Consider the following 13,939-nt stretch of genomic DNA (forward strand, 5'->3'; position numbering starts at 1 on the left):
AAATATTTTTACTTAACTTTTCACTGTATTCATGTTCATATCATATGGAATGGCTATCGCAACAATCGTTGTTTCCAAATTTTATAATCTTGACTTTACTTAAATGATATTGATAATCGTTATCATATACTTATAACAAGTAAGGTTTGAATTGATGAAGAAAAAACTTTCTCTGCTGTTACTTTCTCCTCCTGTCTTAGGAATTATGTTGATTCTCTTATCCGTAATTCTATTTAGTCATCAGGTATCCGCCGCCAAACAATTTAAAGTTGTCACGACCTTTACCATCATTCAAGATATCGCACAAAACGTAGCAGGTGACGCAGCGATTGTTGAATCAATTACTAAACCTGGTGCCGAAATCCATGATTACCAACCTACCCCCAAAGATATTATAAAATCTCAACATGCTGATTTGATCCTTTGGAATGGGCTAAATCTAGAACGCTGGTTTGAACGCTTCTTTGAAAACCTTAAAGATGTACCTGCTGTTGTTATTACTGACGGCATTGAACCACTACCTATCCGTGAAGGGCCTTACAACGGGAATCCTAATCCTCACGCCTGGATGTCACCCACAAATGCTTTGGTCTATATCGAGAATATCCGCCAAGCATTTGTAAAATACGATCCTGAAAATGCAGAAATCTATAATAGGAATGCCAAAGCCTATGCTGAGAAAATCGCGCAACTGGATTCTCCATTGAGAGAACGTCTTTCCCGTATTCCACAGGATCAACGTTGGTTAGTCACCAGTGAAGGGGCTTTTAGCTATTTGGCTAAAGATTACCAATTCAAGGAAGTTTATCTATGGCCGATTAATGCGGAAGAACAAGGTTCACCACAGCAAGTTCGTCATGTCATTGATACTGTAAGAGCAAATAAAATCCCCGTGGTGTTTAGCGAAAGTACCATTTCAGATAAACCCGCTAAACAAGTCAGTAAAGAAACAGATGCCCGTTATGGTGGCGTTCTTTATGTAGATTCACTCTCAGGCAGTGACGGCCCAGTACCAACTTATATTGATTTACTGAATAAAACTGTAGATACAATCGCAAAAGGATTTAATCAATGAATAGCAATATGCTGTTTGAACGTCCTCATTTAGTCGTCGATGACGCCACTGTGACTTATAACAACGGTCACACAGCTATTTATGATGCAAGTTTTTCTATCACCGGTGGAACTATTTGTGCGTTGGTGGGCATTAACGGTAGTGGTAAATCCACATTGTTTAAGACCATCATGGGGCTGGTAAACCCATCTCAGGGAAAAGTAACTCTGAGTGATATGCCAGTCAAAAATGCTTTGAAAAAAAATATCATTGCCTATGTCCCTCAAACAGAAGAAGTTGACTGGAACTTTCCAGTATTGGTTTCTGATGTCGTTATGATGGGCCGCTATGGGAAAATGGGATTCCTGAGAATCCCAAGTAAAAAAGATCACCAAGCTGTTGATAAAGCACTTGAACGCGTCGGCTTAACAGCCCTACGCAACCGGCAGATTGGCGAACTCTCAGGCGGACAGAAAAAACGAGTTTTTCTTGCAAGAGCTCTGGCTCAGGAAGGCAAAGTTCTATTACTGGATGAACCTTTTACTGGTGTTGATGTAAAAACGGAAAATGCCATCATTGACCTGTTGTGTGATTTACGTGATGAGGGCCATCTGGTTCTCGTTTCCACACATAACCTTGGTAGCGTGCCTGAATTCTGCGATCATGTTATCTTGATCAACCGGACTGTTCTGGCAAGCGGCCCAACAGAAACAACATTCACCCAAAAAAATTTAGAGATGACTTTTGGTGGAGTACTTCGTCATATTAATCTATCCGGCCCGGAATTACATGATGATGATGATCCACGCTCCTTGACTGTTATTACTGATGATGAACGCGCTGCCGTATTTTATGGTCACGATCATCATGTTCCGCCAAGGCAGAGTCAGCATAAGGAGAAACGTCAATCATGACAGAGCTTTTGCTGCAACCCTTTCACTATAATTACATGGTAAAAGCCATCTGGGTTAGCGCCATCGTCGGTGCCGTTTGTGCCTTCCTTTCTTCCTACCTGATGTTAAAAGGCTGGTCATTGATGGGAGATGCTCTCTCTCACTCAGTTGTGCCTGGCGTCGCTGGTGCTTACGCATTAGGTCTGCCTTATGCAGGTGGCGCTTTTTTTACCGGAATGCTGGCAGCGCTATCTATGACTTTGGTTCGTCATATCACTCGGTTACGTGAGGATGCGGTCATCGGGTTCATTTTCTCCACTTTCTTTGCTGCTGGCTTATTAATCGTTTCTCTCAATCCTACATCCGTTAACGTACAAACCATTATTTTCGGCAATATCCTTGGCATCGCTGATGAAGATGTTCTCCAAGTTGAAATCATTATTGCGATTTCATTTATCGTGCTCATGTTTATCTGGAAAGATTTACTTGTTGTATTTTTTGATGAAACGCATGCTCGGTCTATCGGCTTATCTCCCTTGCGGATGAAAATTATTTTTTTTACTTTGTTGAGTGCTTGTACTGTCGCAGCCTTACAAACCGTCGGCGCTATTCTGGTGATTGCAATGGTAGTCACCCCTGGCGCGACAGCTTATTTATTAACTGATCGTTTTAAGCACCTGCTGATCATTGCCGTTGCTATTGGTTCCCTGACCAGTGCATTTGGCGCTTACCTAAGTTTCTTCCTTAACGGCGCTACTGGTGGTGTTATTGTTACGCTGCAAACCATTATTTTCCTACTAGCATTCCTCTTTGCACCAAAACATGGGCTATTCGCTTCACGCATGCGTGCCAGAAAAGAATCCTCAACATTGGCTCAGGAGACACAACCATGAATGAGTTAATACAGCTACTCACTGAGCCGTTTATGTTTCCATTTATGCAACGGGCGATATTCGCCGCGATTGTAACAGGAGCAGTATGTGCAATGCTCTCCTGTTATCTGGTTCTTAAAGGCTGGTCGTTAATGGGCGACGCCATTTCTCACGCGGTATTACCCGGTATTGTGCTGGCTTTCGCCGCCGGTATACCGCTGGCTATTGGCGCATTCCTTTCCGGTATCTTTTGTGCTGTTGCAACAGGATATCTGAAAGAGCATAGCCGGATAAAAGAAGATACTGTCATGGGGATTGTTTTTTCAGGCATGTTTGCCTTTGGTTTAGTCCTTTTTGCCCGCATTGATACCGATCAACATCTGACTCATATTCTGTTCGGAAATATACTAGGGATCACTAAAGACGAGTTGAATCAAACATTATGGATCACCGGTATCACGATGGCGGTAGTACTGCTAAAGCGCAAAGATTTCATGCTTTATTGCTTCGATCCGAACCAAGCACGCGTAGTAGGATTACCGGTTAAACTTTTGCATTACGGTTTGCTTTGCCTGCTGTCCATGACCATCGTCGCTTCTCTGCAAGCAGTGGGAATGATTTTGGTTATTGCAATGTTGATATCACCGGGCATTATCGCTTTCATGTTATGCCGCAGTTTTGACCGAATGTTAATCGTCGCTATCATTGCATCGGTCAGTTCCTGTGTCCTGGGTACTCTGATCAGTTTCCACATTGATGGTGCAACAGGGCCATGCATCGTTATTGTTCAAGCTATCTTTTTTGCACTAGCTCTGGCTTATAGTCAGATAAAACTTGTAAGAACAAAATCTAAACGTAAAACGTATCAAGCTGCTCTACAAATCTCTAACGAACCCAACCAATAACAAAAAGGGTTATATCTGTTTTGAGATATAACCCTGTTAATCATCTTTTTTACCTGATCATATATTTTCTCTGACTATAATTGTTCATAAAGTAATTGACGACGTAGAGAGGTGAACCATGTGGCAGGCAATAAATCGTTTGTTAAACGAACATTTCGGTGTTGCTGAAATTCACGATAAAACTCAATTAGCCGGAGGGGACATCCATCAAGCTTGGCGAGTCACACATGGAAAACAACAAGTTTTTGTCAAATCAAACCTGCGGGAAATGCTCCCTGTCTTCAAAGCAGAATCAGAACAGCTTGAACTCCTGGCACGTAGCCAGACTATCCGTGTTCCAACTGTTTATGGTATTGGCAACACCCGTGACCATAGCTTTCTATTGCTTGAATTTCTGCCTTTAAAATCTTTTGACCCTCACAGTGCCTATCGCTTCGGTCAACAACTGGCAAAACTTCATCAGTGGAGTGAGCAACCTCAATTCGGCTTTGATTTTGACAATATGCTGGCAACGACACCACAACCCAATAACTGGCAACGACGTTGGCACCAATTTTATGCGGAAAAACGGGTTGGTTGGCAATTACAAATCGCAGCAGAAAAAAACATGATATTTGGTGATATTGATACTATCGTCCAAGCTGTAAGTAACAAACTTCAACACCATCAGCCACAACCCTCTCTCTTACATGGCGATCTCTGGCCAGCTAATTGTGCTTCACTGGATGATCAAGCCGTTGCCTTCGACCCAGCCTGTTATTGGGGAGATCGTGAATGTGATTTCGCTATGCTACCGTTATACCCTGATTTACCCATGCAAATTTTCGATGGCTATCAGAGCGTATGGCCACTCCCCGCCAATTTTATTGAACGGCAACCTGTGTATCAGCTCTATTATTTGCTTAACCGGTGTAATCTGTTTGGTGGTGATAATCTTATTGCGGTTCAAAATATTATTGATAATATTTTGACTGAAAATAGCTAATAAGTGGCTAATCAAGCTGCGAAACCCTTATTCCGCAGCTATAGCCAACCGGAGAATCTACCAGCCTAAGATTTTCAATAGAAAATAAAAAATTGCACCGATAATTACCGGTGAAATATATAAGATATAAATCTGACTGAACAGTGTATGACGAGGAAGCTTAATTTTTAATTCAATCTGTTCTCTCGTCAGGCCATCATTGCCTTTGGCTTTTTCAATAATAAGCTGGTCTTCAATGCTTTCGCGTATAAACTTTACTTGTCTGTACATACGTTGACCTGATGCATTCATAGCAAGGCCGAAAAAAATAAGAAAATAGATAATCAGGAAACCAAGTGTTGATCCAGTAAAAGCAGCCAGATGATCAGGTGTTGGCGAATTTTTCCAGAAGAAATCCAGAAATGGGGTATTAAAACGCACCATTTCAGCCATCATTTTCAGTAAATCATCCAAAACAGCGTTGATACCATCACCTTTAATACCATGTAACCAAGCAAGATTGATCACAGAAACAATAGTCGATAAAAGTGCCGGAATAAAAATCACCCAACCTAAAACTCGCTTAATAACAGCGATGTATCCGGCTTTGTGGTAAGTCATCGATACCCCTCATAGCAATAAGCAGATTTTATTTTTGGCTAATCATAGCCCATCAATCACCAAATTTAACTTTATATTTAATTAACTAAGGATTTCTTACCATGTTCCCGCTTAGGAAAAGATTTCACCTATTGAGATTGTTACAATCAGCTTTCGCTAACTGTCTGACCAGAGAGATACTAAATGTCTTTTCATTTACCAATAAAAGCGGCCATTTTCGATATGGACGGTTTACTGATTGACTCTGAACCCTATTGGACCCAAGGAGAAAAAGAAGTATTTAGTGAGTTAGGCTTGGATTTTTCTTTAGCAAAAAAACTACCAGATACTCTTGGACTACGAATTGACCAAGTTGTGGAGCTTTGGTACCAAGCTTCTCCCTGGCAAGGGGCATCAAAATCAGACGTGGAACAGCGAATTACCGACCATGTTATCGATTTGGTAAAAGAAAACCGTCCTTTACTCCCAGGTGTTGAATATGCTCTAAACCTTTGTCGCAAACAAGGACTGAAAATCGGCCTAGCCTCAGCCTCTCCACAATATATGTTGGAACAAGTGCTTGAAATGTTCAGCCTTGATCACTATTTTGATACTGTCGTTTCTGCTGCCAAATTACCTCACAGTAAACCCAATCCTGAAGTTTATTTGCGCGCTGCCGAACAATTGGATGTCGCTCCGATAAGTTGTGTAGCTCTGGAAGATTCATTCAATGGAATGATAGCAACAAAAGCTGCAAGAATGCGTTCAATCGTTGTGCCATCCGCTCATCACTTTGATGATCCACGTTGGGCTCTAGCAGATATTAAACTGCATTCTCTCGAACAACTCACTGTAATGAACATCACCTGATTATAACTTTAGCTGCCATCATTTGTGCCGATGGCAGTTTCTTAATTGTTTACATAATAGCCGTGGCGCTTATGTCTTATTCTGTCAAACAAAAAGCTAATTAGATATTAACGTCATATATTATTAAATAAGATATTTTTGCTTTTCACCCTCTATCTTACCCACGTAAAACCCTCTATACTTCGCCGACTGTATGGATAGACAGTTATTAGTCAGAGGAATTTATGACCGCAGAAGGGCATCTTTTATTTTCCGTTGCCAGCATTGTCTTGGCACACAAGCTAGAAATAACACCAGAGATAGCTAATGGAGACTGGCTGCATATGCTACCAGGGGTGTTGCTTACTGCCTTGTTACCTGATATCGATCACCCTAATTCAACCTTGGGTAGATTATTCAGATTTATCTCCATTCCCGTTGCCAAACTCTGTGGTCATAGAGGATTTACTCACAGCTTACTTGCTCTCATATTAGGGATTACTTTATTTTGGCTAAAAATACCGGAAGAGTGGCTAATCCCAACTGATTTTTTTCATGCCATGATTGTTGGCTATCTGAGCCATCTGATTGCAGATATGTTAACACCTGCGGGTGTGCCGTTATTATGGCCAATCAAAATACGTTTCTGTCTACCTGTGCTTGGCAAACAAGGAAATAAAAAAGCAGAAAGGTTTATTTCTGCGCTATTAATTGTCATTGCCGTTTTTCTACCAGAACATATTGAATATTCTATACTTTTCTATATCAATCGCATCAAAGATCTCTATTTCTAATGTTCTAATTGACTAAAAATAAATCTTAAAAGTCATATTTGTTATATCAAATTCTATATAGTTATAAATGAGAATAATTTAAGCTGATACTATCTTCCCCAACTGCTTGTTGTAATGTGTTCGTTTGCAAACTTACACGATTCGATACAACTTATGACTTAACTAAATTGAATTCTGGAGTTTGGGGATGAATTTACCACTCATTTCGAATGTGCTCGTCTTCGCAGCACTGCTTTTGCTATTGTCAAAAGCCAGTTCACGACAATGGAACTTGTCGAAAAAGGTTTTTGCGGGCCTTACCATTGGCGTTATTTTTGGCTTGGCACTGCAACTAGTTTATGGCTCTGATAATACCATCGTGAAGGAATCCATATCATGGTTCAACATTGTAGGTAATGGTTACGTACAGCTTCTACAAATGGTCATTATGCCTCTGGTATTTGCCTCTATTTTGAGTGCAGTTGCCAAATTACACAAAGCATCTTCTCTAGGAAAGATCAGTTTTCTGACCATTGGAGCGTTACTATTTACTACAATGATCGCAGCGCTTATCGGTATCATGGTTATCAACCTGTTCGGCCTGACTGCTGAAGGTCTGATTCAAGGTCCTCAAGAAACAAGCCGCCTGTCTGCTATCGAAAACAACTACGTCAGCAAAGTCTCCGACTTATCTGTACCACAATTGATTTTATCTTTTATTCCTAAAAATCCATTTGCAGATTTAACCGGCGCTAATCCAACTTCTGTTATCAGCGTTGTCATTTTTGCAACCTTCTTAGGTATCGCAGCCCTGCAAATGTTGAAAGATGATCATGAGAGGGGTGAACGCATATTAGTCGCTATCGATACTATACAAGCATGGGTAATGAAACTGGTCCGTTTGGTTATGCGCTTAACGCCGTATGGTGTTATGGCCTTGATGACCAAAGTTGTCGCCAACTCTAATATTCATGAAATTGCAAAACTGGGAACCTTTGTCATTGCATCCTACATTGCACTAGCGCTAGTATTTGTTGTTCATGGGTTTCTACTCTCTCTCATCGGCATCAATCCACTTAGATTCCTCAAAAAAACCTGGCCAGTGTTGACCTTTGCATTCACCAGCCGTTCCAGTGCAGCCAGTATTCCGCTGAATGTCGAAACCCAGACACTCCGTATTGGCGTACCAGAATCTATCGCCAGTTTCTCAGCATCTTTCGGAGCAACAATTGGTCAGAATGGCTGTGCCGGGATTTATCCCGCCATGTTGGCGGCAATGGTTGCTCCAACAGTGGGCATAAACCCTCTTGACCCGATGTGGATTGCAACACTCGTTGGCATTGTCACTATCAGCTCTGCTGGCGTTGCCGGTGTAGGTGGCGGTGCTACGTTTGCCGCACTGATTGTCTTACCCGCAATGGGATTACCTGTAACATTGATTGCTTTATTGATTTCTGTTGAGCCTCTCATTGATATGGGCCGTACAGCACTGAATGTAAGTGGCTCAATGACTGCTGGTACTATTACCAGCCAACTGATGGGGCAAACTGATAAAACTATCTTCGATCAGGAAGAACAAGTTGAATTAAGCCAGCTATAATTTAAAACTTCAAAAGTTGCAAACAAAAAAGCCGGGGTTGATTTCCCGGCTTTTTATTTTATTAACAATACTATTTATTCAGGTATTGTCCACTACGCAGCGCTTCAATACGTTTGTCCAATGGTGGGTGAGACATAAACAGCTCACTGAATGTTTTTGATTTACCATTAATACAGAACGCTTTCATACTGCCTTCTTCCTGAGGTTCATAACTGGTTTTCAGGCGTTGTAAAGCAGCAATCATTTTTTCACGGCCGACCAACTTAGCAGAACCTGCATCTGCATGGAATTCGCGATAACGTGAGAACCACATTGTGATAATGCTTGCCAGAATACCAAATACTATTTCCAACACCATTGAAACAACCATGTAAACAATCGGATTGCCGGAAGAGTTACTCTCTTCCTCATCACTGTTGCCAGACAGGAAACTTGACACAGCCTGAGCCAACAGACGAGAAATAAAGATCACGAAAGTATTTACTATCCCTTGCAGCAAGGTCATCGTAACCATATCACCATTAGCAATATGACTAATCTCATGAGCAATAACAGCTTCTGCTTCTGCCCTACTCATGTTGTCCAATAGACCGGTGCTGACAGCTACCAGAGAAGCATTACGACGCGCTCCGGTAGCGAATGCATTAATATCAGGCGCGGCATAAATCGCAACCTGAGGCATGGCAATATTGACCTGTTCCGCTTGACGGCGAACAGTTTCAACTAACCAATGTTCAACTTCATTTGCTGGCTGTTCTATGACCTGACCACCCACTGAACGCAGGGCCATCCATTTGGACATCAATAGGGAAACAAATGCTCCACCGAAACCGAACAGGCCAGCCATAATTATCAGACCTTGTACACTACTCCCCCGAATTCCTGTCAAAGAAAGTATTATCCCGAACACCAACATAACAGCGAGGTTAGTGAGGAGGAACAAAACAATTCGCATCATAAAAACCGGCTTCCTTTATTAATAATCATAAATGCACTTTCAGAACTACTCTATAAATAAGGCTGTTCTTGCTATATTCAAGGCTTTTAACCTGTTAAGCGACAAGATCAACACAACTTTACAAAATCATAAAAAAACCCGCATTAGCCTAACACCAATTGGTTAAACAAAATACTCCAATACCCGGTAATGCTGAGAAAATGTGAAACAATTCATCTTTCCTGAAAAGAAAAAAACACCTTAAAAAGGTTGTTCATATTACTGAAAACCTAATATACCCGTTATCTTTCAAGTTGCCTCTTTGTTGGCTACGCTCACTCACCCCAGTCACATAGTTATCTATGCTCCCGGGGATTCGCTCCCTTGCCGTTGCGATGCATCTTGAAATCCATAGGGTACATACCGTTCACTCAAAACATCCCAAGCAAACGGTATTGGGCATTAATCATTGACAGGTTTGAACCCATTATTTTACTTAGATTTAGCTAACATTTTCTCAGCAGGTTGGTGTGCTAAATCAAGTGCAATCTTCACTGACTCATCAAGATAGGGATCTGGCCCCTGATAATCTTTAGGTAAATCATCCAGTGAAATTAACGGCTTTTTACCCTCGCGTTTAAAGCGATCATTTATACGATTCAGCTTCAGAGCATCCGCCTCTTTATTCTCTTTCTCCCTTTGTGCATAGTTCAGAGAAACCATATTTTTATGCTCTTTCATCGCTTTATAGTGAGCAATATCCTCATTGATATACTTGAATTCTGAATCATTTGTAATACGAGCATTGTGAGCGGCATTCAATTGAGGAACCAATGCAGCAATAATTTTAGACCCTGTATAACGGGCAGGAGGAATGCCATCCCAAGGCAAAGCATTATCTTCGAAACTTTCCCCCGTTTCTGCCGGATCAACCCCCGTTGGCATGACGATATCAGGAGTCACCCCTTTACGCTGAGTACTACCGCCATTCACACGATAGAACTTCTGAATCGTATATTGGACAGAACCCAGTGATGGCCAATCAGGACGCATCATTTGATCGTAAATACGACTCAAAGAACGATATTGCTGGACGGTACCTTTACCAAAAGTCGGCTCACCAACAATCAACGCTCGCCCATAATCCTGCATTGCCGCAGCAAAAATTTCAGAAGCAGAAGCACTAAAATGGTCTACCAGAACAACTAAAGGCCCTTTATAGTACACCACTTCATCGGTATCAGAATCCTGGCGGATTTTTCCATTGTTATCTCTAACTTGGACAATCGGACCACTTGGGAGAAACAAGCCTGATAAAGAAACCGCCTCTGTCAGTGCACCACCACCATTGCTACGCAAATCAATGACAATAGCACTGACATGCTGTTTGATCAGTTTTTGTAATTGAGTTTTAACATTATCAGTCAAACCAACATAAAAACCGGGGATATCAAGAACACCCACTTTTTCCTGACCAATTGTCTTAACTGACATCTTCACAGCCCGGTCTTCCAAACGGATCTGCTCGCGAGTTAAAGTCACAGTACGTGGTTTTGCCCCTTTGGTATCAGAAACAACCTCAAGCCGTACTTTACTCCCTTTAGGACCTTTAATCAGCGCAACCACATCATCCAGACGCCAGCCAATAATATCCACCATAGCCTTACCTGGCTGAGCAACACCAATAATCTTATCGCCCACGTTTAATGCTTTGCTTTTGGCGGCAGGTCCACCAGCAACCAAAGAATTTATAACTGTGTAGTCATCATCTATTTGCAAAACAGCACCAATCCCTTCTAGGGAAAGACTCATTTCTGAGTTAAACTGTTCAGTATTGCGAGGTGAAAGATAATTGGTATGAGGATCAATTTCACGGGCAAACGCAGTCATAATCAATTGGAAAACATCTTCACTTTGACTTTGTGTCAGACGTTTTAACGCGGATTGATAGCGCTTGGTGAGCATCTCTTTGATTTTATCGTCCTCTTTACCGCTGAGTTTGAGGTTGAGCCAATCATACTTAACTTTAGCATCCCAAAGTTTATTTAGCTCTTCCACACTCTGTGGCCAAGGGGCTTTGGAACGATCAACATCAATTGTATCGTTACCATCAAAATTCATTGGCTGTTCAAGACGCGATAAAGCGTACTGATAACGCTCAAAGCGACGTTTCTGTAACAAATTAAACAAGTCATATGGAAGTTCCAGATTCCCACTTTCCAACTCCTTGCCTAACAACTTTTTCTTATCGGCATATTGAGCAATATCTGATGCTAATAATATGTTATGGCTGTAATCCAGTATATTGAGGTAGCGATCAAATATTTTTGCCGAAAAATCACCGTTTAAATCAAATTGGCGATAATGAGAACGAGTGAAGCGGGATGTTACCCGCTCGCTCACTGTTGAATGCTGAGGTTCTTGTTCCAATATAGGTAGTTGTTCAATACGAACAGGAACAGCCACTGGACTGTTTGTATTTGCATAACAAGTACCAAAAATTGAAACACCTAAGACAAAAGCCAGTCTGACGAATTTGTTCATGCCCAGGTTGGCCTCCGTATCAGAACTGTAAATGTTCTGCGCGTACAATCATTGCCAAACCGGAAGGCAATTGTACTCGTACACCATCTTTGGCGATTTCAAGCACAGAAGCATCCACTGAACTTTTACCCACTCTTACTTTAATTTCCTGACCGATTTTCAGCGATGAAACATCGACAATCTGAGTCGGTGCAGGTTGAGCAGGTTTAGCAACTGGCTTACGTGCTTGCTGAGGGCGCTTTTGTTGGCGGGGCTGTTGCTGCCGTTTTTCCCCCTCAGTATTGTTAGCACGGCGACGAGGAGCTGGTTTCTTGGCTATGGGCCGTTCATTTTTTTCACCAGCAGCCGCATTTTCAGCTTCACGTTTTTTAGCTCTTTGCTCTGCCCGCTGCGCCTGAACCCGTGCTTTGGCTTCAGTCAGTTGCTGGAGAGCGTGCTCAATGTGCTCCGCTTCCAGTTCACCGCACGAATTACCATCAAGGTCAACACGCTGCGCACCTTCTTTAACACCATACAGATAGCGCCAACTTGATGTGTACAGACGTAAGGCGGAGCGCAGTTGTGTTTTACTTAAACACTCTTCGTCCTGAATACGTTCAACGATATCTTGAAAAATACCGATCTTTAAAGGACGAGCTTCACCTTCTGCTACGAAACAGAGCGGGAAACGCTCAGCTAAAAATGCAATAATCTCTTTACTACTATTCAACTTAGGTTGATTTTCCATGAAATTTCCTGATTACAACGGTTTTGCCAACCAGCATAGGCATGAACTGGCGTCATTATAATAGCGTTGCTGATAAATGCCACGTTATCCATATGTTAAGTTACATTCAATTCAACATATTTAGGCACAACGCACTGTTCTAAATGAGCACAAAGCCCACCAATAAGGGCTTGTAAGCCAAATTCGTCTTTCTCGTCGAACCTATTAAAGACCGTACTATCAATATCCAATACACCGATGATTCTATCGCTTACGATTAACGGCAACACAATTTCGGCGTTGCTAGCAGCATCACAAGCGATATGGCCGGGGAACGCATGAACATCATCAACACGCTGGGTGCGCTTTTCCAGTGCAGCCGTTCCGCATACCCCCTTGCCAACAGGTATTCTGACACAAGCAACTTTTCCCTGAAATGGCCCTAACACCAACGTATCACCATCAATCAAGTAAAAGCCAACCCAGTTAACATCATGCAAGCGTTCATACAACAATGCACTGGCATTAGCCAGTGTTGCTATTAAGTCATACTCACCAGACAACAGAGCTTTTAAGTCCCCCGTAAGCTCCCGATAGAACTCATTTTTATTCATAATTGACCTATCCGATGAAATTCACAAAACGCATCTCTATTTTTATATCAAAAAAATATCCAATGCCCATAACAATAAGGTTAACAGTCTGTCACACTGACGTAAATTTTTTACTGTCTTTAATAAGATATTCTTTAATTATATTTATTGAGTACTGGTAAAGGCTTGTGAGATATCACACTACTCACCAAAACATTATCAGAGGTGCAACCAGTACAAATATGATTCACTGTCAGCATCTCTATACCCTCATACAATAAAATCAAATTGAGCTTTTTCACAATTATAAAGATCAATTATCTGATAACAGTGTCGCACATTAGCCCCTTTCATTTGAGAGTTAACTAATTGTGTAGTAAAAAACAAAACATTCAAACAATTTATCCGTAGAATTATTGCATCTACCACGCCATCACTAACACTTTTAGTCCTTACTACCACACCAAATAAATATTTCCTACTGAATGTATAAAAGGTCAAAGAATGACAAAGATAAAAAAAGCAATATGACGATAGTAAGTTTTAGAACAGATAATTATAACAGCAATATCATCTACCGATTATCCAACATAGAAAATATTATTACTGGAAATCTCAGCTATTTGATCTATCCTCAATGATGGACAAA

13 protein-coding genes are annotated in these 13,939 nt (G+C 41.4%); 8 read left to right on the top strand and 5 right to left on the bottom strand.

The window, feature by feature from the left end; genetic code table 11:
• Positions 1–154 precede the first annotated feature (154 nt).
• From EAE91_RS13005 to EAE91_RS13025, 5 genes are all read left to right on the top strand, one after another.
• Positions 155–1,075 carry a metal ABC transporter substrate-binding protein gene (locus EAE91_RS13005; RefSeq protein ID WP_214088859.1) on the top strand — a complete coding sequence of 307 codons (921 nt, stop codon included), beginning with the start codon at positions 155–157 and terminating at the stop codon, positions 1,073–1,075.
• On the top strand, positions 1,072–1,968 hold the full coding sequence (locus tag EAE91_RS13010) for a manganese/iron ABC transporter ATP-binding protein (protein WP_110086455.1): 897 nt from the start codon (positions 1,072–1,074) through the stop codon (positions 1,966–1,968). The genes EAE91_RS13005 and EAE91_RS13010 overlap by 4 nt, the downstream gene beginning before the upstream one ends.
• Positions 1,965–2,840 carry a metal ABC transporter permease gene (locus EAE91_RS13015; protein WP_214088860.1) on the top strand — a complete coding sequence of 292 codons (876 nt, stop codon included), beginning with the start codon at positions 1,965–1,967 and terminating at the stop codon, positions 2,838–2,840. The genes EAE91_RS13010 and EAE91_RS13015 overlap by 4 nt, the downstream gene beginning before the upstream one ends.
• Positions 2,837–3,724, top strand: a complete 888-nt coding sequence (locus tag EAE91_RS13020) for a metal ABC transporter permease (protein ID WP_214088861.1) — start codon at positions 2,837–2,839, stop codon at positions 3,722–3,724. Before EAE91_RS13015 ends, EAE91_RS13020 begins: the two co-directional genes overlap by 4 nt.
• A gap of 118 nt (positions 3,725–3,842) precedes the next feature.
• Positions 3,843–4,709 (top strand): fructosamine kinase family protein, encoded by an 867-nt coding sequence (locus EAE91_RS13025; protein WP_214088862.1) that lies wholly within the window; start codon positions 3,843–3,845, stop codon positions 4,707–4,709.
• A 57-nt stretch (positions 4,710–4,766) separates the two neighbouring features.
• Here EAE91_RS13025 and EAE91_RS13030 read toward each other — a convergent pair whose 3' ends face one another.
• Complete coding sequence (locus EAE91_RS13030) at positions 4,767–5,309, bottom strand: YniB family protein (protein ID WP_214088863.1); 543 nt, start codon at positions 5,307–5,309, stop codon at positions 4,767–4,769.
• A gap of 183 nt (positions 5,310–5,492) precedes the next feature.
• On the opposite strand from EAE91_RS13030, the gene hxpB reads away from it, so the two are divergent.
• The 3 genes from hxpB to EAE91_RS13045 all read left to right on the top strand — a co-directional run bounded on the left by hxpB (position 5,493) and on the right by EAE91_RS13045 (position 8,510).
• Entirely contained in the window at positions 5,493–6,158 is a 666-nt protein-coding gene (hxpB, locus tag EAE91_RS13035) for a hexitol phosphatase HxpB (RefSeq protein WP_214088864.1), read from the top strand.
• Positions 6,159–6,382: 224 nt separating this feature from the next.
• Entirely contained in the window at positions 6,383–6,931 is a 549-nt protein-coding gene (locus EAE91_RS13040; RefSeq protein ID WP_214088865.1) for a metal-dependent hydrolase, read from the top strand.
• Positions 6,932–7,118: 187 nt separating this feature from the next.
• Positions 7,119–8,510, top strand: a complete 1,392-nt coding sequence (locus EAE91_RS13045; protein ID WP_214088866.1) for an L-cystine transporter — start codon at positions 7,119–7,121, stop codon at positions 8,508–8,510.
• 70 nt (positions 8,511–8,580) lie between these two features.
• On the opposite strand, the gene htpX is transcribed toward EAE91_RS13045, so the two are convergent.
• The 4 genes from htpX to EAE91_RS13065 form a co-directional block, all read right to left on the bottom strand.
• Positions 8,581–9,468 (bottom strand): protease HtpX, encoded by an 888-nt coding sequence (gene htpX / locus EAE91_RS13050; protein WP_214088867.1) that lies wholly within the window; start codon positions 9,466–9,468, stop codon positions 8,581–8,583.
• Between the two features lie 471 nt (positions 9,469–9,939).
• Positions 9,940–11,991 (bottom strand): carboxy terminal-processing peptidase, encoded by a 2,052-nt coding sequence (gene prc / locus EAE91_RS13055; protein WP_214088868.1) that lies wholly within the window; start codon positions 11,989–11,991, stop codon positions 9,940–9,942.
• A gap of 19 nt (positions 11,992–12,010) precedes the next feature.
• Complete coding sequence (gene proQ / locus EAE91_RS13060) at positions 12,011–12,718, bottom strand: RNA chaperone ProQ (protein WP_214088869.1); 708 nt, start codon at positions 12,716–12,718, stop codon at positions 12,011–12,013.
• A 95-nt stretch (positions 12,719–12,813) separates the two neighbouring features.
• Positions 12,814–13,311: a GAF domain-containing protein gene (locus tag EAE91_RS13065; protein ID WP_214088870.1), complete on the bottom strand. Its 498-nt coding sequence runs from the start codon at positions 13,309–13,311 to the stop codon at positions 12,814–12,816.
• Between the last annotated feature and the right edge of the window lie 628 nt (positions 13,312–13,939).

The sequence above is a fragment of the Photorhabdus noenieputensis genome, assembly GCF_018448935.1.
Taxonomy (GTDB): domain Bacteria; phylum Pseudomonadota; class Gammaproteobacteria; order Enterobacterales; family Enterobacteriaceae; genus Photorhabdus; species Photorhabdus noenieputensis.